Source organism: Pseudomonas botevensis (genome assembly GCF_019145475.1).
In the GTDB taxonomy this organism is placed as follows: Bacteria; Pseudomonadota; Gammaproteobacteria; order Pseudomonadales; family Pseudomonadaceae; genus Aquipseudomonas; species Aquipseudomonas botevensis.
This window is the reverse complement of the sequence record NZ_JAHTKI010000003.1, coordinates 262,065-283,132: the sequence shown is the minus strand read 5'-3', so window position 1 is coordinate 283,132 and position 21,068 is coordinate 262,065. Positions and strand designations below refer to the sequence as shown.

The following is a 21,068-nucleotide window of genomic DNA, read 5'->3' as shown; positions in this document are numbered from 1 at the left end:
ACTAGGCACCGCCCGGAAGCTTGCGGGGCGGCGCGTAGATTGGAGGTCACGATTTTTGAGTCAGTAGCCTGCGCCGGGGTAGTCGAACCAGTAGTGTCCCGATAGCACTTGCCTGATCAGATTTGCATCCAGGATGCTCGGCGCATCGCGAGCAAAGCGCTCGCGCCAGGCCGGCAGCCACCAGTAGTTGAGGGCTGTTCCGCGCGGAAGTATCACCAGTTTCATAACTTCCCGGTCTATTTTGCCCTCAGCGTAGAGTTGATGGCTGCGATCCATGAGCCCCATGTATTGACCGATCGGTAACTCGAACATCAACGCAGTGGTGAAGATTTTTTCACTCTGACTGAACGCCGGGCTTTGTAGTATCTGCAGTGCTTCGCAGGTGTACGGCTTGGGTTCGCCAGCGATTTTCTGGCCTTCGGGAGTAGAGAGTATGTCGAAACGGTCGTCCATATCCCGCCAGTCGATACGGTTGTTACCCTCAAAATAATTGCGGATCACGGCGGTGAGCGGACCCGGCGCTGTGTTCTGGTAGGTACAGGCTGAAAGGTTGGCGGGCGACCAAAATCGCCATGCCACAATCAGTAAAAGTGAAGCAGTCAGGACTATCCAGAGAAGACGTTTCATTGTGGTGTGCTGTATTTGTATCGCCGAAAGATGGTGAAGTCGTGATCGCTGGCATGGGCGTTGCCGGACCTCTGACGGAAGCCGACATCGTTGACTTCGATTTTCTCCCAGCCAGCAGAAATGCATACGCCCTGAATCAAGACAAAACCAACATGTCCGCTGGCATCCGAATAATTGACAGCATATGCACCGACGTCGCCGGGTAGAGGTGAGCGTTGCACGCTCCAGCTCTTAAGCAAACGATTTTCGTCAGCCCACTCTCCGGCCAACGGCGGGCCGACTTTTGAGTATCCAGGAATGTATTTCGACTTGCCGTGTTCGATCAGTGCCACGTTGATTCCCACGGCGGTCAGCACGTCATAAACGAAGAGGTTGCATTTGTGGGTGTTGGCGGGGAATTCGACGCTTTTGCTGGACTCATCGGCTGTCCTGTGCGGCAAGGACTTTTTACTCCGATCGCCAGCCCAGACTGTGGAGTTGCGATGCGAGAGCGCCTCTAACAGTATCTTGCGTGGCAGATCCTGAATGACAACTTTCACTGTATTGGTCTTGTTTTGGCGCTTCACGCCGTATTCCACTTCATAAAACATGTCCTGGGTAACGGCACCAGTGTTGGACAGGGGGACCTTCACCCAGGGTGATACTGCAACGATTGTCAGCAGATTGCCCGGGGTCAGCGTGGATTGGTTGACGGCCTTTTTCGTGCCGGAAACACCGATGATCTGGATGACCACGTCGTGGGTCTTGCGGTTTTTGATCGACGGCAGCTTCTTCGCATCGTCGCGGGTGATAACGGTTTGCTCTTTGTCTGAAACCAGGGAGTAGGTAAAGGGGGTGTCCTTCTTTTGGACAATGTTGTCATCGACGACCTGCCCATCAATCAACATTTGAAACTTTACACCTCCTGGTGGCTGCATCAGGAAGTCTTTAAAGACCAGCTTGATTTCCGATTTCATGACAGATCCTGTTTCAGCGGTTCTTCATAGGAGTAGAACGTCCATTCGGCTTCCTCTCCGACCATGAGCGTGTCGTAATCCTCAGGGTTTTCGACCCGGTGCTCGCAACCTTCACCGGTAGCAGTGCAGGTGCTGTCCTGCAGGACGGCGATCTTTTTCTTGTCTTTGAGCTTGTAGGCCAGCCCTGGTTTTTTCGTATCGTCCTGGCGTTCGATGATCACTTGCAGATAACGATGCGCAGCCAGGGCCGCAATCGGTGGGCCCATATCGATGGGGGCGGGACGACCAATGCCGGCGAAGCCGCTGTGTTGCTGGGTCAGCAGCTTGTTGGCCATGGGCGGACAGCCGCAAGCGACGTAATCTCCTTCCAGCGCGGCCGGACCGGCGGGCAGAATCAGGGTTCTTTCGCCCACCGCTACGATCGGGCCTTTGCCTGGGCTGCACGCCGGACAACTGGCGAGTTGTCCGATAGAGGCAATAATTTCTCCCTCGATCAGGAGATTTTCATTTCCCTCGAGAATCACGCCGCCCGTCGAAGTCGGGCCTCCCTTCGACGCCAGTTTTCGTCCTGAAGACATGGGCATCCTTTCCCTGAAAAAAGAAAAAATGTAGTCGATAGCCAGTCATGCGTACCCTCTGGACACTTGGTGTTACACAAGACTCATGGGAGCATGCAGGTCAGAAATGTGCAGGAGCGAACCCCATGTTGCGTATACGCGGAACCGTCGGCGACTTGCCGGTGGACTTGACGCTGGAGCTGGATGAAAGCGACTGGGCGCGGCTCGGCTCGCAGTTCGGTATGTCGGTGCAGACGGCCCAGCCGGCCACCACAACGCCCACGGCGAAGCCGCAGAATCAGGACGATGCGTTGTGGCAGGTGGCGAGGGATCTGTTGCGCAAGGCCGGGCAACTCAGCGGGCCGGATCTGCTGGATCAACTGGAAGGACTGACCGGCAGTGCGGCGGCGGGCAAGCGTTTGCTGGTGCGCTTGCGCCACAGTGCGGACGTGAAAGTCGCGAATGGCGGGGATACGCCGCTCTATAGCTGGATCGAGTAAGCGGCAAAACGATCGCAGCCCGTTGCAGGCTGCGATCTTTAAATCTTCAGTAAAGCGCCGCGAACACCTTGCGCCGGTAGGCGGTCACCAGCGGGTGATCGTTGCCCAGCAGCTCGAACACTTGCAGCAAGGTCTTGTGCGGTAGGCCCTCGCCGTAGCTGCGGTTGCGGATGAACAGCTTGAGCAGCGCGTCCAGCGCCGCTTCGTACTGCTGACGGGCCAGTTGCTGGATCGCCAGTTGGTACACCGCCTCATCGTCCTGCGGATTCTGCGCCAGACGACTTTTCAGGTCGGCGGCGTCCGGCAAGTCCCGGGCCAGACCGAGGAACTTGATCTGCGCCTTGGCGCCGGCCAGCGCGGCTTTGTGCTCATCGGTCTTGACCGCGTCGAGCACGGTTTGCGCTTCGCCCAGTTCACCGCGTTCGGTCAGGCAGCGGGCGTAGAGAATCAGCGCCTTGGCGTTGGTGTTGTCTTCGCCCAGCAGCACCACCAGCACCGCTTCGGCATCGGCGAAGCGGCCGTCATCGAACAGCGCCTGGGCCTGTTCCAGTGGATCGGCGGCGGCCGGTGGCGGCATTTGCACATGGGGTTCGAGCAATGCACGCACGGCGGACTCCGGCTGCGCCCCGGCGAAACCGTCGACCGGTTGCCCGTCCTTGAACAGCACCACCGTCGGCAGGCTGCGGATACCGAAGCGGGCGACGATGTCCTGCTCGATGTCGCAGTTGACCTTGGCCAGCAGCAACTCGCCCTGATAGCTCTCGGCGATGCCTTGCAGCATCGGCATCAGCGCCTTGCACGGCGCACACCATTCGGCCCAGAAATCCACCAGCACCGGTTTTTGGAAGGAGGCTTCGATCACCGACTGGTCGAAATCGGCCGTCGTGGCGTCGAAGATGTACGGCGTTTGCTGACTCATGGGGCATCTCATAAAAGCGTGAATGGGGCAACTATACGGTCAGGCACGGGCCGCATGGTAGAGGCTGACATGCCGAAACTCTTGCGGCTCGGCCAGATCCGGCAAGGTCATGGCTTCGAGCATTTCGATGCGCCGATACAGCGGATGACGAAAATCCCGCACCCGGGAATCCGCCACCAGCGCTTCGCGGCCACGGCTGAGAAACGCATCGAGCAACGGCAGGTTTTCCCGGTCGTACAACACGTCCGCCACCAGGATCAGATCGAAGCGATCCTGCTCGGCGAAGAAGTCCGTCGAGTAATTGATGTGCACGTCGTTGAGTTCGGCGTTCGCCCGGCACGCGGCAATCGCCAGCGGATCGAGATCGCAGGCCACCACTTCCAGCGCGCCGGCCTTCACGGCGGCAATCCCGGCGATTCCGGAACCGGCGCCGAAATCCAGCACCCGTTTGCCCCGGACCCATTCGGGAAACTCGGCCAGATAACGCGCTACCGCCAATCCACTGGCCCAGCAGAAACTCCAGTAGGGCGGTTCATGGAGAATCCGCCGGGTTTCGTCCGGGGTGAATTCCCGGGCCATGTTGTCGCCGTCGATCAGCCACAGTTGCAGATCGGTGTCCGGCAACGGGCAGGCGACCAGACGCGCATCGCCGAGCAGTTCACCCAAGGCCCGTTGCAGGTCGAGCGGTGCATTCATGGTGCTTTGACAAATTGCAGTTGGCCCAGGGCCTGGGTGGTCGGCTGGGTGATGGTTTGTGACGGCAGATGCAGGATCAACTGCCCGGACTGACTGGCGCGACCGCGCAGTTCAACCCGCGCACCGGCCGGGAAGGCTTCGGGGTTGAAGCGCAGATGAAACGGCAGGATCTGGTTGTTGCCGATCAGGCTGGAGCTGGCGAGCAATTGTTGCGGGCGATCCTTTTCATCGATCACCAGCAGCGCCAGTTCGACTTCGGCGCCGGCCGGCACGCCTTGCAGGGTGCCGCTCAGCTCACGTTGATAGGCCGGCAGCGGGCCGAGGTCGGCGGCTTCCCGGGCTTTCTTCTGCGCCTGCTGCGGCGCCGGGCCGGGTGTCGGCGGCTGAGGCTTGGGTGCGTCGCTGCCACAGGCCACCAGAAGGGTGAAAAGGCTGAGCAAAACGAGCGGACGTAACGGCATTGGCAGCTCCGGCAAAATGAAATCCATGGATCAAACGATCATGGCAGTCTGTATACCGCAAAGCCTATGGCTTGTCTTGCCACCGGGATGCGCTACCATGGCCCTCCCTTTTTTTGTTGCCAGCCACCATGCACTGTCCCTTCTGCGGTGCCAACGACACCAAGGTCATCGACTCGCGTCTGGTCGCCGAGGGCGAGCAGGTGCGCCGCCGGCGTGAATGCCTGGCCTGCGGCGAGCGTTTCACGACGTTCGAGACGGCCGAACTGGTGTTGCCGCGCCTGATCAAAACCGATGGCAGCCGCCAGCCGTTCGACGAAGAAAAACTCCGCGCCGGCATGCAGCGCGCCCTGGAAAAACGCCCGGTGAGTGTCGAGCGTCTCGAATCCTCGCTGGTCCACATCAAGCACAAGCTGCGCGCCACCGGCGAGCGCGAGGTCAAATCCCTCGTGGTCGGCGAACTGGTGATGGCCGAGCTGAAGAAGCTCGATGAAGTGGCCTACATCCGTTTCGCCTCGGTCTATCGGCGCTTTCAGGATCTCAACGAGTTCCGCGAAGAGATCGACCGTCTCGCCCGCGAGCCGGTGAAAGAATGACCAGCACCGCCGAGCAGGCCATCCTCGACGCCCATTTCATGGCTCGCGCCCTGGAGCTGGCGCGCAAGGGTCACTACACCACTCATCCCAATCCACGGGTCGGCTGTGTGGTCGTGCGCGACGGGCAGATCGTCGGCGAAGGCTGGCACGAACGCGCCGGCGAACCGCACGCCGAAGTCCACGCCCTGCGCGCTGCCGGTGATCTGGCCCTCGGCGCCACCGCTTACGTCACGCTCGAACCTTGCAGCCATCACGGCCGCACGCCGCCGTGCGCCGATGCGCTGGTAAAGGCCGGTGTCGGGCGGGTGGTCGCGGCGATGCGCGATCCCAATCCACAAGTCGCCGGACGCGGTTTGCAGCGTCTGGCCGATGCCGGCATCGCCACTGAAAGCGGCGTGCTGGAAACCGAAGCGCGCAAGCTCAACCAGGGTTTCCTGAAACGCATGGAGCACGGCTTGCCGTTCGTGCGGGTCAAGTTGGCGATGAGTCTCGACGGCCGCACGGCGATGGACAGTGGCGAAAGCCAATGGATCACCGGTCCGGCCGCCCGTTCGGCGGTGCAGCGTTTGCGCGCCCAGGCCAGCGTGGTGCTGACCGGTGCCGATACGGTACTGGCCGATGGCGCCCGTTTGACCGTGCGCGCGGACGAGTTGGGACTGGATGCCGGGCAGACCGCGCTGGTTATGAGCCGTCCGCCGCTGCGGGTGCTGATCGACGGACGCCTGCGGGTGCCGCTGGATGCGCCGTTCTTCAAGGCCGGCCCGGCGCTGGTCGCCACCTGCATGGCGGTGGAAGAGCAGTACGCCAACGGTCCGGAGTGCCTGAACGTGCCGGGCGCGGACGGTCAGGTCGATCTGCATCAATTGCTGGTCGAGCTTGCCAACCGTGGCGTCAACGAAGTGCTGGTCGAGGCCGGCCCGCGATTGGCCGGTGCGTTTGCCCAGCAAGGGCTGGTCGATGAGTTCGTGATCTTCATCGCCGGCAAGTTTCTCGGCTCGACGGCACGGCCGCTGCTCGACTGGCCGCTGGCGTACATGAAAGACGCGCCGGAGCTGAAAATCAGTGAAATTCGTGCGGTGGGCGATGACTGGCGAGTCACTGCCATCCCTGTGCCATCGACGAGCGTATAATTTTCGGCCATCGCGTTAGCGCTGGCTTCGTTCTCAAGGAGAACCCCATGTTTACCGGCATCATCGAATCCATCGGCAGTATCCGCGCACTGACCCCCAAGGGCGGTGATGTACGGGTGCATGTCGAAACCGGCAAGCTCGACCTGAGCGACGTCAAACTGGGCGACAGCATCGCCGTCAACGGCGTCTGCCTGACCGCCGTCGAACTGCCGGGCAACGGCTTTGCGGCCGACGTCAGTCGCGAAACCCTCGACTGCACGGCCATGAATGACCTGAAAAGCGGCAGCCCGGTCAATCTGGAAAAAGCCCTGACACCGACCACCCGTCTTGGCGGGCATCTGGTCAGCGGTCACGTCGACGGTGTCGGCGAGGTGGTTTCGCGCAGCGACAATGCCCGCGCCGTGGAATTTCGCATCCGCGCTCCGAAGGAGCTGGCCAGGTACATCGCCCATAAAGGCTCGATCACCGTCGACGGCACCAGCCTGACCGTGAACGCGGTCGACGGCGCCGAATTCCTCCTGACGATCATCCCCCACACCCTGAGCGAAACCATCATGGCGTCGTACAAGCCTGGCCGCCGGGTGAACCTGGAAGTCGACTTGCTGGCGCGCTATCTCGAGCGTCTGCTGCTGGGCGACAAGGCCGCCGAGCCGACGTCCGGTGGCATCACCGAAAGCTTTCTGGCCCAAAACGGCTATCTCAAATCCTGAAGCTCAAATTCCCAAAGAAGGGGGTGCCTTGTGGCGCTCAATAGCATCGAAGAACTGGTTGAAGACATCCGCCAAGGCAAGATGGTCATCCTCATGGATGACGAAGACCGCGAGAACGAAGGCGACCTGATCATGGCCGCCGAATGCTGCAAGGCCGAGCACATCAACTTCATGGCCAAGCACGCCCGTGGCCTGATCTGCATGCCGATGAGCCGCGAGCGCTGCGAAACCCTCAAGCTGCCGCTGATGGCCCCGCGCAACGGTTCCGGCTTCGGCACCAAGTTCACCGTCTCGATCGAAGCCGCCGAAGGCGTGACCACCGGTATCTCCGCTGCCGACCGCGCACGCACCGTGCAGGCCGCCGCCGCGAAAGATGCCAAGGCCGAGGACATCGTCAGCCCTGGCCACATTTTCCCGCTGATGGCTCAGGCCGGCGGCACCCTGGCCCGTGCCGGCCACACCGAAGCGGCATGCGACCTGGCACGCATGGCCGGTTTCGAGCCGAGCGGCGTGATCTGCGAAGTGATGAACGATGACGGCACCATGTCCCGTCGCGCCGAACTCGAAGCATTCGCCGCCGAACACAACATCAAGATCGGCACCATTGCCGACCTGATCCACTACCGGATGATCCACGAACGTACCGTTCAGCGGATTGCCGAGCAGCCGCTGGACAGCGAACTGGGCCAATTCAACCTGGTGACCTATCGTGATTCGGTGGAAGGCGACGTACACATGGCCCTGACCCTGGGCAATGTCTGCGCCGAAGAACCGACCCTGGTTCGCGTACACAACATGGACCCGCTGCGTGACCTGCTGATGGTCAAGCAACCGGGCCGCTGGAGCCTGCGCGCCGCCATGGCTGCGGTCGCCGAGGCCGGCAGCGGCGTGGTGCTGTTGCTCGGGCACCCGCTCGACGGTGACGTGCTGCTGGCGCACATCCGTGAAACCGGCGATCAGGCAGCGGTGAAAAAACCGACCACCTACAGCATCGTCGGTGCCGGTTCGCAGATCCTGCGTGACCTCGGTGTGCGCAAAATGCGCCTGATGTCGGCACCGATGAAGTTCAATGCGATATCCGGTTTCGATCTGGAAGTTGTAGAATACGTGCCCTCCGAATAATGACCGGGTGTTTCCGGCCGAACGTTCGCGGTAAATAAATCACTGAGGGGCGCGTAACAGACGCGTCCCGGCTCTTTAAGAGATCTGACGAATGACCCTGAAGACCATCGAAGGTACCTTCATCGCCCCTAAAGGCCGCTACGCTCTGGTAGTGGGCCGTTTCAACAGCTTCGTGGTTGAAAGCCTGGTCAGCGGTGCAGTTGATGCCCTGGTTCGCCATGGCGTTAGCGAAAGCGACATCACCATCATCCGCGCACCTGGCGCCTTCGAAATCCCGCTGGTTGCGCAAAAAGTCGCCCAGAAAGGCGAGTTCGCGGCAATCATCGCCCTGGGCGCGGTCATTCGTGGCGGTACTCCGCACTTCGAATACGTGGCGGGCGAATGCACCAAGGGCCTGGCCCAGGTGTCCATGGAGTTCGGCGTACCGGTCGCTTTCGGCGTCCTGACCGTCGACTCCATCGAGCAAGCCATCGAGCGTTCCGGCACCAAGGCCGGCAACAAAGGTGCTGAAGCTGCCCTGTCCGCTCTGGAAATGGTCAGCCTGCTGGCGCAGTTGGAGGCCAAGTGATTAGCGACGATAGCGATCGTTTCAACCCGCGCGATCCGAAACCTGCGGATGCCGGCAAGCCATCGAAAAGCGCCAAGCGCCGCGAAGCCCGTCAGCTCGCGACTCAGGCCCTGTATCAATGGCACATGGCCAAGGCTTCGCTGAACGAGATCGAAGCGCAATTCCGGGTCGATAACGATTTCAGCGATGTCGACGGCGCGTATTTCCGCGAAATCCTGCACGGGGTTCCGGCCAGCCGCACCGAAATCGACACCGCGCTCAAGCCTTGCCTGGACCTGGCGATCGAAGAGCTGGACCCGGTTGAACTGGCGGTTCTGCGCCTGTCCACCTGGGAGCTGCTCAAGCGCGTCGACGTGCCGTACCGCGTTGTGATCAACGAAGGTATCGAACTGGCCAAGGTCTTCGGTTCCACCGACGGCCACAAGTTCGTCAACGGTGTGCTCGACAAGCTGGCCCCGCGCCTGCGTGAAGCTGAAGTGAAGGCGTTCAAGCGCTGATCGGCGCTTGAGGTCTTTGTCTCAGTCATGGGTGAGTTTGAGCTGATCCGCAATTTCTTCGCCGCCGCGCCTTGTGCGCAGGGCGGCGAGGGCGTTGCCCTGGGGATCGGCGATGACTGCGCCTTGCTGGCGGTTCCCTCCGGGGAGCAACTGGCGGTTTCCACCGATACGCTGGTGGCCGGTGTGCATTTCGCCGACCCCTGCGATCCGTTTCTGCTCGGTCAGCGCTCGCTGGCCGTGGCGGTCAGCGATCTCGCTGCCATGGGCGCCACGCCCGTCGCTTTTACCCTTGCCCTGACCCTGCCGAAGGTGACCGCCGATTGGCTGCAAGCCTATGCCCGTGGTTTGAACCGCATGGCGCAGAGCTGCGGCGTGGCGCTGGTCGGCGGCGACACCACCCGTGGGCCATTGAGCCTGACCGTGACCGTGTTCGGTCGGGTCCCGGCCGGCCAGGCCCTGACCCGCAGTGGCGCCCGACCGGGTGACCTGCTGTGCGTCGGCGGTGAGCTGGGCAATGCCGCCGGGGCCTTGCCGCTGGTGCTCGGCCAGCGAGACACGGCGCCGGACATCGCGCAGCCGTTGCTCGATCATTACTGGTCGCCGCAACCGCAACTGGCCCTCGGCCAGGCCCTGCGCGGCAAGGCCACTTCGGCCCTCGACATCTCCGATGGCTTGCTCGCCGACTGCGGCCACATCGCGCTGGCCTCCCAGGTACGCCTTGAGGTTGAACGCGAGCGCGTGCCGTTGTCGGATGCTCTAGTGAGCTTTCTTGGCCAGCGCGGAGCCGAACGTGCCGCGCTGAGCGGCGGTGACGATTATGTGCTGGCCTTCACCTTACCGTCTGTCGAGTTGTCGGCACTGCTGGCAGATGGCTGGCCTGTCCATGTAATCGGGCAGGTGACCGAGGGGCAGGGCGTGGTGCTGCTGGATCGCGACGGCCATGACATCACCCCGCAAATCCGGGGTTATCAACATTTTCAGGAGACACCGTGACCGATCACCCGAAACAGGTTCCGGCCGAATTCGTCCCGCCTTCTGTCTGGCGCAATCCCTGGCATTTCCTCGCCTTCGGTTTCGGCTCGGGCACCTTGCCCAAGGCGCCGGGCACGTGGGGCTCGTTAGTTGCGCTACCCTTTATTCCGTTGTGGCAGATGCTGCCCGACTGGGGCTACTGGCTGATGCTCGGGATCACCATGCTGTTCGGCTTCTGGCTGTGCGGCAAGGTGGCCGACGATCTGCGGGTGCATGACCACGAAGGCATCGTCTGGGACGAGATGGTCGGGATGTGGATCACCCTCTGGCTGGTGCCGGAAGGCTGGTACTGGTTGCTCGCGGGGTTTTTGGTGTTCCGCTTCTTCGACATTCTCAAGCCATGGCCGATCCGCTGGATCGATCGTCATGTGCATGGCGGCGTCGGCATCATGCTCGACGACGTGCTGGCCGGCGTGTTCGCCTGGCTGGCGATGCAAGGGCTGGTATGGATTTTCACCTGATCTTGCGGATTTAGATAAGGGATGCATGTGGGAGAACTAGGGATGGCCCGACGCTGGTTGGCGATAGTGGTGTTTACCTTGCTCGGTGCGGCGGCATGGGCACAGGATGCGCCCCCTTCGGTCATTCATCTGGCCAGCGAGGACTGGGAAGACTACACCGCCGCCGACGGTCACGGACTGGCTTGGGATGTGCTGCGCAAGGTGTTCGAGCCGGCGGGTGTGCAACTGGATATCCGCACCGTGCCATACACCCGCTCGGTGGGGCTGGTGCAGTTGAAGGAAGTCGATGCGCTGGTCGGCTCCTATCGCGATGAAGCCGAGAAAGTCCTGTATCCGCAGTGGAATTTCGACTCCGACCACATCTACGCCCTGGGCCTGGCGAGCAATCCGATACCGACCCTGGCGACGCTGGGCAAGTATCGTCTGGCCTGGGTGCGCGGCTATCGCTATGAAAACTATCTGCCCAATATCAAGCGCTACAACCAGATCGAACGCCGCACCGGCATCCTGCCGATGCTCAGGCAGGGGCGTGCGGATTACTACATCGATGCGCTGACGGAAGTCGAAGCGGTGGTCCGGGATGCCGCTGATCCCGGGCAATATCGCTACTCGCATCTGGCCGAGTTGCCGCTGTTTCTCGGCTTCGCCGACACCCCGCAGGGGCGCGCATTGCTGGCGCTCTATGACCAGCGCATGGAGCTGCTGGTGAAAAGCGGCGAGCTGAAACCGATATTCGAGCGCTGGAAGCAGCCGTATCCGTTCGACGCGAAGTGATTCCAGCACTCCCGCGGCAGGGCAGTCATCAAACTTTTTGATCGTTATGGCCGATAATTCAGCCTAAGCGCCTGCGGGAACCTGCTGTTACAATGCCGGCCTGCGAATCTTCAGACTTTTAGATCAGGAGCACACCGGTGCCTGTCGTTTTTGTCGCCGCTTCCAAGCTGCCAACGCCTTTTGCGCAATTCACCATGCACGGTTTTCTCGATGAAGCCACCGGCCGCGAGCACGTCGTGCTGAGCCTGGGTGAGGTTGCCGACGGTGCCCCGGTACTCGGCCGGTTGCACTCCGAATGCCTGACCGGTGATGCCTTGTTCAGCCAGCGTTGCGACTGCGGCTCGCAACTGGAAGCCGCCCTCAAGGCGATCGCCCGTGAAGGTCGTGGTGTGTTGCTGTACTTGCGCCAGGAAGGTCGTGGCATCGGTCTGCTGAACAAGATCCGCGCCTATGAATTGCAGGACGGCGGCGCCGACACCGTGGAAGCCAACGAGCGCCTGGGCTTCGCCGCCGACCAGCGTGAATACTCCATGTGCCTGCCGATGCTCGAGCATCTGGGCGTGAAGTCCGTGCGTCTGATGACCAACAACCCGCGCAAGGTCAAAGCATTGACCGACATGGGTGTGGTCGTCGCCGAGCGCGTGCCGCTGCACACCGGGCACAATCCGCACAACAAACTCTATCTGGCGACCAAAGCCGACAAGCTCGACCACATGATGGGCAACGAGCATCAAGGCGAGGTCGATCATTCGTGACGCGTGGACAGGTTCGCCGCCGCTTGTCGGTCGCCTGGTGGAAATACCTCGCGCTGGCGCTGGTCCCGCTGTTCGTGCTCAACGGTTTGTTCGGCCAGGGAGAGGGGATTCTGCCGATGCTGGCGATGCCGTTGTTCATCGCCGGCGTGGCCTCGATGTTTGTCAGCCTGAAGTTTTTCGGCCGCTACAAACATGCACTGATCGCCACGCAAAAATCCCTAGATACCCCCGCTGAGCCCGCTGCCTGGATTGAACTGGCGGCCCGTCGTCGCACGGCGTTTCTCGCCGCGGCGCTGCCGGCGTGGATCGGTGCGCTGGCGGTGTTCGTCGGCCTCGAGGCGGTGCCGGTGATGCTGCTGGCGCTGTCCACTGCGGTGCTGTTCTACCTCTACCGTATCCCGCGTCAACTCGGCTGATGCGTCGCCTGTGGCTGGCGGTTCTGCTGCTGGCCGCAAGCGCGCCGAGCCTGGCCGCGCTGCGGGTGGTCAGCCTCGCGCCGTCCCTGTCTGAAATCGTTGTTGAGCTGGACTCCGCCGGCCTGCTGGTAGGCGTGCTGGATGCCGGCGAACGTCCGGCCGCGCTCAAGGATGTGCCTTCGGTGGGCCGCTACGGTCAGCTCGATATCGAACGTCTGCTGAGCCTGAAACCCGATCTGGTGCTGCTCTGGCCCGGCAGTGTCGGGCCGGCCCAGCGCGATCAGCTCAAGCGTCTGAACATTCCCACCTACGTCGCCGAACCCCATGACTTCGACCAACTGACCACGCAGATTGAAGGTATTGCCGGACAATTGGGCCGCCCCGAGCGCGGGCTGAAACTGGCGACGGATCTGCGCCAGCGGCTGAACGAACTGCGCCAGCGCTATCACCGGGACACGCCGTTGCAGGTGTTCTACCAGGTCTGGGACAAGCCGCTGTACACCGTGGGGGGCGGGCAGATTATCAGTGCTGCGCTTGATGTCTGCGGCGCAAGCAATGTGTTTGCCGATCTGCAACTGCCGGCGCCGCAGGTCAGCGTCGAAGCGGTGTTACAGCGTAATCCCGAGGTGATTCTGGCGGGGGATCAGGCTCAACTCGACGCGTGGAAAGCCTGGCCACAAGTGGCGGCGGTGAAGCGCGGGCAGTTGCTGTTGGTGACCGATAAAGGTCTGGAGCGGCCGAGCGGGCAGATGATTGAAGCAACGGCCAGGCTCTGCCAATTGATCGCGCCTGGGCGCTGAAACCGCGCGGCCTCTTCGCGAGCAGCCCGCGAAGAGGCCAGTCCTGACGATGCAGATTCCCGGTCAGATTTCCGGCGTCCAGGTCACCCCGAACATAAAGGCCCGACCTTCTTCGCGATAGCCGTACTGACTCCCGTCATGGCTGTACAGCGCGCGGCTGTAATTCTTGTCCAGCACGTTGTCGACCTTCAGATCCAGTTTGATCTCACGGCTCAGCGCCCAACTGCCACGCAGTCCGAACAGGGCATAGCCGCCCAATCGCCGGGTGTTGTCGATATCGTCGTAACTGCCGCTCACGGCCTGCCAACTGGCGCCGAGGCCGAGGCGGTCGAATTGCCGATCCAGATCCCAGCTCACTGTGCGGCGGGCCCGACGGGTGAGGGTGTGGCCGCTGTCACGGTCGCGGGGATCGATGATTGCCACGCCGAGGTTGCTCTGCCAGTCGAACAGTTCCTGTTTCAGCGCCGCTTCAAAACCGTTGATTCGCGCCGAGGCAACGTTCTGCGGACGTGAGTCGCTGCCGAAGATGATCGCGTCCTGCAGATCGGTCCGGTACAGCGAAGCTTCCAGGCGGCTGCTGTCGCTGAGCTGGCTGCGCCATTGCAGTTCGTAGCTTTTCGATGTCTCCGGTTTCAGATTCGGGTTGCTGAAAAGCGGGTAATACAGGTTGTTGAAGGTCGGCGCGCGAAAGCCTTCGCTGTAGCTCAGCAACACATCGTTGTCCGGGTTCAGCGGCAGGGTGAACGTGCCGCTCCAGGTGTTCTGGCTGCCGAACTGCTGGTTGTCGTCGTGACGCAGGCCCAGCTCCGTGGAGAAACTGTCGGCCTGATAACGGTGCTGGATAAACGCTGCGCGGTTCCAGCGGCTGTCCTCATCGAATGCGGTGCTGCTGTTGACCCGGTCTTCGTACCAGTCGCCGCCCAGGATCAGGCTGTTGCGTGCGTCCAGGGTCAAATCGTTCTGCCAGGTCACCGAGTCGCGGTAGGTATTGAACACCGAACGTTCGTCGTTGAGCTTGTCGAAGGTCTTTTCGCGGTTTTCGCTGTGGCCGAACTCGAGGCGGGTTTTCCAGGTTTCGTTGACCCGGGCATCGACGTAGCTGCTGAGGCTGCTGACGTCGAAATCGCTGTAGGGCTGCTGCTGGGACGGCCCGAATGGGCTGTCGAATTCGCTTTTGCCGTGGTTATCCAGCAGGTTGGCGCCGATTTCGATGTCGTCGCTCAGCGCATGGCTAAGGCTCAGGCTGACCGACCGGTTGCGGTAGGCATCGTGATCGCTGTCGCTGGGATAGGACTGGTGCGAGCGGTCGATCCCGGCGGTTTCATCGAGGCTGGCGCCGAGGTTGAAGCGGGTTTGCTCGTCGCCACCGGACAGACCCAGGCTGCGCTCCCAGGTCTGGTTGCTGCCGAAACCGATGTGCATCCGTGGCTGCAAGCCTTGTTCGCTGCCGCGCCGGGTGAAGATCTGAATCACCCCGCCAATCGCGTCGCTGCCGTAAATCACCGAGCGTGAACCGCGCAACACTTCAACCCGTTCGATCTGCTCGATGTTGAGATGTTGCAGGTTGCTGTCGCCGGAAGTCGCGTTGCCGATACGCTGGCCGTCCACCAGCACCAGGCTCTGCGCCGATTGCGTGCCGCGAATGTAGATCCCCGGCAGACTGCCACGCCCGCCGGCCTGCGCCACTTGCACGCCCGGCACGCGCTGCAGCAGGTCGGTGACACTGCGCGGTTGCAGGCGGTCGATGTCCTCGCGGGTGAACACGGTGTTGGCCGCGCTGCTGTCGTTGCGCGCCTCGACCTGGCGATTGGCGCTGATCACCACGTCCGGCAGCTTCAGGGCCTGATCGCGCTCGAAGGTGTCGGCGAGGACATTGGTGGCAGGCAGCAGGAAGAGGGGCAGGGCGTAGCGCGGGAGGTTCATCGGTGATCCGTGAGGCGAATTGAATTTTGGAGGCTGCACAAACGACTGTGGGAGCGGGATTGCTCGCGAAAGCGGTGTGTCAGTCCAGATTGCTTCGACTGACCGTCCGTCTTCGCGGGCAAGCCCGCTCCCACAGGGTTTCGTGTTTACTTGTCGAGCAAGGCCAGGCGTTCGCGGATCGAGGCTTCGATCCCGGCTTCGTCCAGTCCGCACTCGGCGAGCATCTGCGCCGGTTTGGCGTGCTCGACGTAGATGTCCGGCAGGCCCAGGTGCAGCATCGACTTGAGGATGTTCTCCCGCGCGAGGAACTCGCTGACCGCGCCACCGGCTCCGCCCATGATCGCGTTCTCTTCGAGGGTCACCAGCAGGTCGTGGCTGTCGGCGATTTCGCACACCAGGGCTTCATCCAGCGGTTTGACGAAGCGCATGTCGACGACGGTCGCATCGAGTTTCTCGGCGACTTTCAGCGCTTCGGCCAGTTGCACGCCGAACACCAGCAGGGCGACCTTGCTGCCCTGGCGGCGCACCACGCCCTTGCCGATTTCGATCGGTTCAAGGTCTTTCTCGATGGCCGCGTTCGGGCCGCTGCCGCGCGGATAACGCACGGCCGCCGGGCCGTTGTACAGGTGGCCGGTGCTGAGCATCTTGCGCAGTTCGTTCTCGTCGCTCGGGGTCATGATGACCATGCCCGGGATGCAACGCAGGAACGACAGGTCGAAACTGCCGGCGTGGGTCGGGCCGTCTTCGCCCACCAGACCGGCGCGGTCGATGGCGAACAGCACGTCGAGGTTCTGCACGGCCACGTCGTGGACCAGTTGGTCGTAGCCGCGTTGCAGGAATGTCGAGTAGATGGCCACCACCGGTTTCGAGCCTTCGCAGGCCATGCCGGCGGCCAGAGTCACCGCGTGCTGTTCGGCAATCGCCACGTCGAAGTAGCGCAGCGGGAAGCGTTCGCTGAACGCCACCAGGTCCGAGCCTTCCTTCATCGCCGGAGTGATGCCCACCAGACGCGGGTCGGCGGCGGCCATGTCGCACAGCCACTCACCGAACACCGCCGAGTACTTCGGCCCGCCAGCCTTCTTCGGCGCGGTGGCCGGGGCGTCCAGCGGTTCGAGCTTGGTGATTGCGTGATAGCCGATCGGGTCGACTTCCGCCGGGGCGAAGCCTTTGCCTTTCTTGGTGACGATGTGCAGGAACTGCGGACCTTTCAGATCGCGCATGTTGCGCAGGGTGGCGATCAGGGTCGGCAGGTCGTGGCCGTCGATCGGGCCGATGTAGTTCCAGCCCAGCTCTTCGAACAGGGTGCCGGGAACCAGCATGCCCTTGGCGTATTCTTCGGTGCGGCGGGCGATTTCCCAGGCGCCGGGCAGGCGCGACAGGACTTTCTTGCTGCCCTCGCGCATGCTCGCGTAGGTGCGGCTGGAAAGGATTTTCGCCAGATAGTTCGACAGACCGCCGACGTTGCGCGAGATCGACATGTCGTTGTCGTTGAGGATCACCAGCATGTTGGCGTCGACTTCAGGCGCGTGGTTCAGCGCCTCGAACGCCATGCCGGCGGTCAGCGCGCCGTCACCGATCACGGCGATCGCCTTGCGCTCGCTGTTTTGCAGGCGGGCGGCGATTGCCATGCCCAGCGCAGCGCTGATCGAGGTACTGGAGTGACCGACGCCGAAGGTGTCGTACTCGCTCTCGGAACGGCGCGGGAAAGCGGCGATGCCGTCTTTCTGACGCAGGCTTTCCATGCGCTCGCGGCGGCCGGTGAGGATCTTGTGCGGATACGCCTGATGACCGACGTCCCACACCAGCCGGTCGTCCGGGGTGTCGAAGACGTAATGCAACGCGATGGTCAGCTCAATGACGCCCAGGCCGGCACCGAAATGCCCACCGGTCTGGCCGACCGTGTAGAGCAATTCCAGGCGCAACTCATCGGCCAGGGTTTCCAGCTCGGCTTCGCCTAACCGGCGCAGGCCGTCCGGCGTCTTCGCGCGGTCGAGCAGGGGCGTGGTCGGGCGCTTGCGGGGAATCTCATGAAACGTCGTGGGCATCAGGCGAATCGTTATAGGTATAAAAGATGCGGCAGTTTACCTGATGCATCGCCCCCTGCCCACGCGTTGGTCTTTTTTGGCGCAATCGCCTTCAGTGGCGGCGATCGACGATATACCGGGCCAGATCGCGCAAGGGTTCGGCGGCCGCGTCAAACGGTCGCAGTGCGTGCAGGGCCTGATCACGCAGTTCCAAGGCGTAGGCCTTGGCCGCATCGAGGCCGAGCAGGGCCGGGTAGGTGGGTTTGTCGCGGGCGATGTCGGCGCCCTGGCGTTTGCCGAGGGTTTCGGTATCGCTTTCGACGTCGAGAATGTCGTCCTGCACCTGGAACGCCAGACCGATGGCCTGTGCATAAGTCTGCAGGGACTTGAGCTCGTCCTTCTCGGCACGGCCGCTGGCCAGGGCGCCGAGTTTGACGCTGACTTCGATCAGCGCGCCGGTCTTGTGCCGGTGCATCTGTTCCAGCGCTTTCTGATCAAGCTTGAGGCCGACCGAACCGAGGTCGATGGCCTGACCGCCGACCATGCCGGCCGGGCCCGCAGCGTGCGCCAGCGCCGTGACCTGTTGCAGGCGGATGTCCGCGCTCAGATCGCTCAGACGCGGGTCGAGCAGGGCGCTGAATGCCAGGCTCTGCAAGCCGTCGCCGGCCAGGATCGCGCAAGCTTCATCGAATTTCTTGTGAGTGGTTGGCTGGCCGCGACGCAGATCGTCGTCGTCCATCGCCGGCAAATCATCGTGCACCAGCGAATACGCGTGGATCAGCTCCAACGCGCACGCCGCGCCGTTGGCCTGTTCGGCCTTGCCGCCGAGGGCTTCGCACGCGGCATAGGCCAGCAGTGGACGCACCCGTTTGCCGCCGATCATCACGCTGTAGTGCATGGCCTCGTAAAGACGCGCCAGTTCCGGCAGCGGTGCTTTGAACAGAAGCTCCAGGGCGGCGTTGACCCGCGCCTGGCTGGTGGCCGAATACGCTGCAATCATTCTGGCTGATCCGCATCGAAGGGTTCTTCCGCCAGTTCGCCATCGCGCTCCAGCAACACCTGGACTTTCTGCTCGGCCTGGGCCAGCGCCGCCTGGCAGTCACGGGTCAGACCGATGCCCTGCTCGAAAGCGGTCAGCGAGTCCTCCAGCGACAATTCACCATTCTCCAGACGCTCCACCAGCGTTTGCAGGTCGGCGAGGGATTGTTCGAAATCCAGTGCAGCTTTTTTGCGGGCCATAGCGGCTAATTCCGGTTGACGTTAAACCGGCGCGACACTAGCAGATAGGGGGTTTATGGGCAAATGAGCGCCCCCGCCAAAAAGCCTCAATTCAAGGCCCGATCCGGGTAAGCGATCTGATAGCGCGTACTGCGTCCGCCTCCCGGCAAGCGTTGCAGGCAACCCTTTTCCAGCAACTCCGCCAGATGGCGGGTCGCCGTGGCTTTGGACACTTTCGCCACGGACTGATACTGCGCCGCGCTGATGCCGTGCTCGAAGCTGCGCTCACCGCCGTCGAGCAAGCGATTGAGCACTTTGATCTGTTCCGTCGAAAGCTCCGACGTACGGTGGGCCTGCCAGAACCGGGTCTTGCCCAGCACGCTTTCAATCCGTGCGATCGCCTGTTGCAGGCTTTGCAACAGCGTCTGCAGAAACCACATGAGCCATGCGGTGATGTCCAGCGTGGCTTTCTGGCTTGACTCCAGTATCCGGTAGTAACCGGCGCGATCATCGAGAATGCTGGCTGACATAGCGTAGAAGCGGATGGCCTGGGCTTCGCCCTGAGCCAGTGCCAGATCGGTGATCGTGCGGGTGAGGCGACCGTTACCGTCGTCGAACGGGTGCAATGTGACGAACCAGAAGTGAGCGATACCTGCGCGCAACAAGGGATCCAGCGTTGACTGGCTCTGGCTGGTTTCGAACCACTCGAGGAATTGCTCCAGTTGCCGTTCGAGGCCTTGACGGGGGGGCGCTTCGAAATGCACGGTGGGCCGATCGATACGGCCGGACACCACTTGCATTGGCTCATCACCGCGCAATTCACCGACATTGATCGGGCGTGAGAAAAGTCCTTCGTCCTGATTTGGAAACAACCACCCATGCCATTCCAGCAGGCGGTCTGTCGTCAGCGGTTCGGAGAAGCGCCGGGTGGCGTCGAACATCAGTTGTGCCAGCCCTTCGCTACGTTGACTGACCTTATCGCCATCGAGTAGCTCCAGGCCCAAACGTCGAGCCAGCGACGAACGCACTGAACCGACATTCAGTTGCTCGCCCTCGATGGCCGAGGAGGTCACGATGTTTTGCAGCAGGGCATCAAGTTCCGTCTGGGCACTCAAGGATTTGCTCACTGATCCGGCCATACCCATCAGTTGACCTTGCGCCTGTACGCATTCGCGCAACAACGAAGCGAGGCGTTCTGTCTGCCAGTTGAAGTCGGGCCAGTCGGGCTGCTGCCAGATCCAGAGAGTTGCCATTCAAATGCTTGTCCTGAGTGCGTGAGCCGAATAAATAAGTTATTCGGCTCATTTTGTGAGCCGAATATGACGCCTATTCGGCTCAGTGTCTATCCGGTGGCGTGATTCCCACCGCAGATCCAGATGTATCCGATTGTTAAAAAACTGCCGAATCGCTAATCTTCGCGCCTTCTACGACCCGATAGTCACGGGTCTTTCAGACGAAACGCAGGGTTGACCGCTGTGAAGCGCCGAGGATCGGGTGCAAGGTTTCGTTCAGGCATGGCAGGAGGCGTTACATGCGTTCATTTCTTTTGCTGCTGATCGGGCTTGCCTGCGCGCCCGCGCTGCTGGCTGCGCCAAGTGCCGAGCTGTCCGAGCCGGTGGGCGGCTGGCGTTATCACGGCTTGCTCGACCGCACGGAAAATCCGCAGGTCGCCTACCCGACGCCGCCCATTGATCGCGGCATTCAACGCAATCGCACGATGATCCAGGGCCAGCTCAAGGCCATCGGTCACATGCGCCCGCCCCACAGCCTGGCGGTCAATGGCAATCCACTGAACCTGTACACCGACGACGAGGGGCGTTTCGCCCGGCCGTATGCGTTCGGCGCCGGCTCCAACAGCGTCGAAGTGATCAGCGCCGAGGGCCAGTCGCTCAAGCGCGTGCAATTCTACGAAGCCAACAATTTGCGCACCCCGGCGCGAATCCGCGTGGTGCTGGGCTGGGACGATCCTAAAGCCGAACTTGACCTGCACGTCATTACGCCTGACGGCCAGCACGCCTTTTGGGCGCGGCCGGCCATGAGCAATGGCGGCGGCCTCGACCCGGACGGTGTCGACGGCCCCGGCCCGGAAATGTTCACCATGACCGCGCCGCTGCATGGCACTTATCTGGTTTACGTCAACTATTGGGGCAACTTCGGCAACGGCGGCTATAACTTCGAGGAGACCAGCAACCAGAACGAGGTCATCACCTCGCAAATCACGCTGGTGCTCAACGAAAACACCGTCGACGAAAAACGCGAAACGTTCATCGTGCCCCTGCGGGCCATCGGTGATCTGCTGCTGGTCAAGACTTTCAACTATTAAGCATCC

Annotated in this window: 25 protein-coding genes; 14 read left to right on the top strand and 11 right to left on the bottom strand. The window is 62.0% G+C overall.

Annotated features, from left to right (window positions below):
* Positions 1-60: 60 nt before the first annotated feature.
* The 3 genes from KVQ74_RS06830 to KVQ74_RS29280 are packed head-to-tail and all read right to left on the bottom strand — an operon-like array spanning position 61 to position 2,161.
* On the bottom strand, positions 61-627 hold the full coding sequence (locus tag KVQ74_RS06830) for a hypothetical protein (protein WP_217830231.1): 567 nt from the start codon (positions 625-627) through the stop codon (positions 61-63).
* Positions 624-1,583, bottom strand: a complete 960-nt coding sequence (locus KVQ74_RS06825; RefSeq protein WP_217830230.1) for a CHAP domain-containing protein — start codon at positions 1,581-1,583, stop codon at positions 624-626. Before KVQ74_RS06825 ends, KVQ74_RS06830 begins: the two co-directional genes overlap by 4 nt.
* Positions 1,580-2,161, bottom strand: coding sequence for a PAAR domain-containing protein (locus KVQ74_RS29280; RefSeq protein ID WP_225929888.1), 582 nt, complete (start codon positions 2,159-2,161; stop codon positions 1,580-1,582). The genes KVQ74_RS06825 and KVQ74_RS29280 overlap by 4 nt, the downstream gene beginning before the upstream one ends.
* A 125-nt stretch (positions 2,162-2,286) precedes the next feature.
* Between KVQ74_RS29280 and KVQ74_RS06810 the strand changes: the two genes are divergently transcribed.
* The gene (locus tag KVQ74_RS06810; protein ID WP_217830229.1) at positions 2,287-2,640 is read left to right on the top strand and encodes a hypothetical protein; all 354 of its coding nucleotides are present in this window, start codon (positions 2,287-2,289) and stop codon (positions 2,638-2,640) included.
* A 46-nt stretch (positions 2,641-2,686) separates the two neighbouring features.
* On the opposite strand, the gene trxA is transcribed toward KVQ74_RS06810, so the two are convergent.
* From trxA to KVQ74_RS06795, 3 genes are read right to left on the bottom strand one after another with little or no spacing between them, the layout of a single operon-like run.
* On the bottom strand, positions 2,687-3,559 hold the full coding sequence (gene trxA, locus KVQ74_RS06805) for a thioredoxin (protein WP_217830228.1): 873 nt from the start codon (positions 3,557-3,559) through the stop codon (positions 2,687-2,689).
* A gap of 39 nt (positions 3,560-3,598) precedes the next feature.
* Positions 3,599-4,255 carry a class I SAM-dependent methyltransferase gene (locus tag KVQ74_RS06800; protein ID WP_217830227.1) on the bottom strand — a complete coding sequence of 219 codons (657 nt, stop codon included), beginning with the start codon at positions 4,253-4,255 and terminating at the stop codon, positions 3,599-3,601.
* Complete coding sequence (locus KVQ74_RS06795; protein ID WP_217830226.1) at positions 4,252-4,716, bottom strand: YbaY family lipoprotein; 465 nt, start codon at positions 4,714-4,716, stop codon at positions 4,252-4,254. The genes KVQ74_RS06800 and KVQ74_RS06795 overlap by 4 nt, the downstream gene beginning before the upstream one ends.
* A gap of 128 nt (positions 4,717-4,844) precedes the next feature.
* Here KVQ74_RS06795 and nrdR point away from each other — a divergent pair, with 128 nt between their 5' ends.
* The 12 genes from nrdR to KVQ74_RS06735 all read left to right on the top strand — a co-directional run bounded on the left by nrdR (position 4,845) and on the right by KVQ74_RS06735 (position 13,574).
* Complete coding sequence (gene nrdR, locus KVQ74_RS06790; protein WP_007906838.1) at positions 4,845-5,309, top strand: transcriptional regulator NrdR; 465 nt, start codon at positions 4,845-4,847, stop codon at positions 5,307-5,309.
* Positions 5,306-6,439 (top strand): bifunctional diaminohydroxyphosphoribosylaminopyrimidine deaminase/5-amino-6-(5-phosphoribosylamino)uracil reductase RibD, encoded by a 1,134-nt coding sequence (ribD, locus tag KVQ74_RS06785; RefSeq protein WP_217830225.1) that lies wholly within the window; start codon positions 5,306-5,308, stop codon positions 6,437-6,439. Before nrdR ends, ribD begins: the two co-directional genes overlap by 4 nt.
* A 47-nt stretch (positions 6,440-6,486) precedes the next feature.
* Complete coding sequence (locus tag KVQ74_RS06780; protein WP_217830223.1) at positions 6,487-7,149, top strand: riboflavin synthase; 663 nt, start codon at positions 6,487-6,489, stop codon at positions 7,147-7,149.
* A gap of 30 nt (positions 7,150-7,179) precedes the next feature.
* Positions 7,180-8,271, top strand: coding sequence for a bifunctional 3,4-dihydroxy-2-butanone-4-phosphate synthase/GTP cyclohydrolase II (gene ribBA / locus KVQ74_RS06775; protein WP_217830222.1), 1,092 nt, complete (start codon positions 7,180-7,182; stop codon positions 8,269-8,271).
* Positions 8,272-8,362: 91 nt separating this feature from the next.
* The gene (ribH, locus tag KVQ74_RS06770; protein WP_003228649.1) at positions 8,363-8,839 is read left to right on the top strand and encodes a 6,7-dimethyl-8-ribityllumazine synthase; all 477 of its coding nucleotides are present in this window, start codon (positions 8,363-8,365) and stop codon (positions 8,837-8,839) included.
* On the top strand, positions 8,836-9,336 hold the full coding sequence (gene nusB / locus KVQ74_RS06765; RefSeq protein WP_217830220.1) for a transcription antitermination factor NusB: 501 nt from the start codon (positions 8,836-8,838) through the stop codon (positions 9,334-9,336). Before ribH ends, nusB begins: the two co-directional genes overlap by 4 nt.
* A gap of 27 nt (positions 9,337-9,363) precedes the next feature.
* Complete coding sequence (gene thiL / locus KVQ74_RS06760; protein ID WP_217830219.1) at positions 9,364-10,329, top strand: thiamine-phosphate kinase; 966 nt, start codon at positions 9,364-9,366, stop codon at positions 10,327-10,329.
* On the top strand, positions 10,326-10,829 hold the full coding sequence (locus KVQ74_RS06755; protein WP_217830218.1) for a phosphatidylglycerophosphatase A family protein: 504 nt from the start codon (positions 10,326-10,328) through the stop codon (positions 10,827-10,829). The genes thiL and KVQ74_RS06755 overlap by 4 nt, the downstream gene beginning before the upstream one ends.
* Before the next feature lie 42 nt (positions 10,830-10,871).
* On the top strand, positions 10,872-11,603 hold the full coding sequence (locus tag KVQ74_RS06750; protein ID WP_217830217.1) for a substrate-binding periplasmic protein: 732 nt from the start codon (positions 10,872-10,874) through the stop codon (positions 11,601-11,603).
* A gap of 137 nt (positions 11,604-11,740) precedes the next feature.
* Positions 11,741-12,358, top strand: coding sequence for a GTP cyclohydrolase II (gene ribA / locus KVQ74_RS06745; RefSeq protein ID WP_217830215.1), 618 nt, complete (start codon positions 11,741-11,743; stop codon positions 12,356-12,358).
* Positions 12,355-12,774, top strand: coding sequence for an MFS transporter (locus KVQ74_RS06740; RefSeq protein WP_217830214.1), 420 nt, complete (start codon positions 12,355-12,357; stop codon positions 12,772-12,774). Before ribA ends, KVQ74_RS06740 begins: the two co-directional genes overlap by 4 nt.
* Positions 12,774-13,574, top strand: a complete 801-nt coding sequence (locus tag KVQ74_RS06735) for a cobalamin-binding protein (RefSeq protein ID WP_217830213.1) — start codon at positions 12,774-12,776, stop codon at positions 13,572-13,574. Before KVQ74_RS06740 ends, KVQ74_RS06735 begins: the two co-directional genes overlap by 1 nt.
* 63 nt (positions 13,575-13,637) lie before the next feature.
* Here KVQ74_RS06735 and KVQ74_RS06730 read toward each other — a convergent pair whose 3' ends face one another.
* From KVQ74_RS06730 to KVQ74_RS06710, 5 genes are all read right to left on the bottom strand, one after another.
* Positions 13,638-15,497 carry a TonB-dependent receptor domain-containing protein gene (locus KVQ74_RS06730; protein WP_217830212.1) on the bottom strand — a complete coding sequence of 620 codons (1,860 nt, stop codon included), beginning with the start codon at positions 15,495-15,497 and terminating at the stop codon, positions 13,638-13,640.
* 146 nt (positions 15,498-15,643) lie between these two features.
* Positions 15,644-17,542, bottom strand: a complete 1,899-nt coding sequence (gene dxs, locus KVQ74_RS06725) for a 1-deoxy-D-xylulose-5-phosphate synthase (RefSeq protein WP_217830211.1) — start codon at positions 17,540-17,542, stop codon at positions 15,644-15,646.
* Positions 17,543-17,633: 91 nt separating this feature from the next.
* The gene (ispA, locus tag KVQ74_RS06720) at positions 17,634-18,521 is read right to left on the bottom strand and encodes a (2E,6E)-farnesyl diphosphate synthase (protein WP_217830210.1); all 888 of its coding nucleotides are present in this window, start codon (positions 18,519-18,521) and stop codon (positions 17,634-17,636) included.
* Positions 18,518-18,760, bottom strand: coding sequence for an exodeoxyribonuclease VII small subunit (locus KVQ74_RS06715; RefSeq protein WP_007894317.1), 243 nt, complete (start codon positions 18,758-18,760; stop codon positions 18,518-18,520). Before KVQ74_RS06715 ends, ispA begins: the two co-directional genes overlap by 4 nt.
* Positions 18,761-18,846: 86 nt before the next feature.
* Positions 18,847-19,992 (bottom strand): Fic family protein, encoded by a 1,146-nt coding sequence (locus KVQ74_RS06710; RefSeq protein ID WP_217830209.1) that lies wholly within the window; start codon positions 19,990-19,992, stop codon positions 18,847-18,849.
* A gap of 278 nt (positions 19,993-20,270) precedes the next feature.
* Here KVQ74_RS06710 and KVQ74_RS06705 point away from each other — a divergent pair, with 278 nt between their 5' ends.
* Entirely contained in the window at positions 20,271-21,062 is a 792-nt protein-coding gene (locus KVQ74_RS06705; RefSeq protein WP_217830208.1) for a YfaP family protein, read from the top strand.
* Positions 21,063-21,068 lie beyond the last annotated feature (6 nt).

Excerpts from the sequence above, each read along its gene's own strand:
- ribH (WP_003228649.1), top strand. The coding sequence starts at position 8,363 with ATGACCCTGAAGACCATCGAAGGTACCTTCATCGCCCCTAAAGGCCGC.
- KVQ74_RS06735 (WP_217830213.1), top strand. The coding sequence starts at position 12,774 with ATGCGTCGCCTGTGGCTGGCGGTTCTGCTGCTGGCCGCAAGCGCGCCG.
- ispA (WP_217830210.1), bottom strand. The coding sequence starts at position 18,521 with ATGATTGCAGCGTATTCGGCCACCAGCCAGGCGCGGGTCAACGCCGCC.
- KVQ74_RS06715 (WP_007894317.1), bottom strand. The coding sequence starts at position 18,760 with ATGGCCCGCAAAAAAGCTGCACTGGATTTCGAACAATCCCTCGCCGAC.
- KVQ74_RS06795 (WP_217830226.1), bottom strand. The coding sequence starts at position 4,716 with ATGCCGTTACGTCCGCTCGTTTTGCTCAGCCTTTTCACCCTTCTGGTG.
- KVQ74_RS06825 (WP_217830230.1), bottom strand. The coding sequence starts at position 1,583 with ATGAAATCGGAAATCAAGCTGGTCTTTAAAGACTTCCTGATGCAGCCA.
- KVQ74_RS06830 (WP_217830231.1), bottom strand. The coding sequence starts at position 627 with ATGAAACGTCTTCTCTGGATAGTCCTGACTGCTTCACTTTTACTGATT.
- KVQ74_RS29280 (WP_225929888.1), bottom strand. The coding sequence starts at position 2,161 with ATGTCTTCAGGACGAAAACTGGCGTCGAAGGGAGGCCCGACTTCGACG.
- KVQ74_RS06730 (WP_217830212.1), bottom strand. The coding sequence starts at position 15,497 with ATGAACCTCCCGCGCTACGCCCTGCCCCTCTTCCTGCTGCCTGCCACC.
- trxA (WP_217830228.1), bottom strand. The coding sequence starts at position 3,559 with ATGAGTCAGCAAACGCCGTACATCTTCGACGCCACGACGGCCGATTTC.
- KVQ74_RS06710 (WP_217830209.1), bottom strand. The coding sequence starts at position 19,992 with ATGGCAACTCTCTGGATCTGGCAGCAGCCCGACTGGCCCGACTTCAAC.
- thiL (WP_217830219.1), top strand. The coding sequence starts at position 9,364 with ATGGGTGAGTTTGAGCTGATCCGCAATTTCTTCGCCGCCGCGCCTTGT.
- ribD (WP_217830225.1), top strand. The coding sequence starts at position 5,306 with ATGACCAGCACCGCCGAGCAGGCCATCCTCGACGCCCATTTCATGGCT.
- KVQ74_RS06810 (WP_217830229.1), top strand. The coding sequence starts at position 2,287 with ATGTTGCGTATACGCGGAACCGTCGGCGACTTGCCGGTGGACTTGACG.
- dxs (WP_217830211.1), bottom strand. The coding sequence starts at position 17,542 with ATGCCCACGACGTTTCATGAGATTCCCCGCAAGCGCCCGACCACGCCC.
- KVQ74_RS06780 (WP_217830223.1), top strand. The coding sequence starts at position 6,487 with ATGTTTACCGGCATCATCGAATCCATCGGCAGTATCCGCGCACTGACC.
- nrdR (WP_007906838.1), top strand. The coding sequence starts at position 4,845 with ATGCACTGTCCCTTCTGCGGTGCCAACGACACCAAGGTCATCGACTCG.
- KVQ74_RS06750 (WP_217830217.1), top strand. The coding sequence starts at position 10,872 with ATGGCCCGACGCTGGTTGGCGATAGTGGTGTTTACCTTGCTCGGTGCG.
- KVQ74_RS06705 (WP_217830208.1), top strand. The coding sequence starts at position 20,271 with ATGCGTTCATTTCTTTTGCTGCTGATCGGGCTTGCCTGCGCGCCCGCG.
- KVQ74_RS06800 (WP_217830227.1), bottom strand. The coding sequence starts at position 4,255 with ATGAATGCACCGCTCGACCTGCAACGGGCCTTGGGTGAACTGCTCGGC.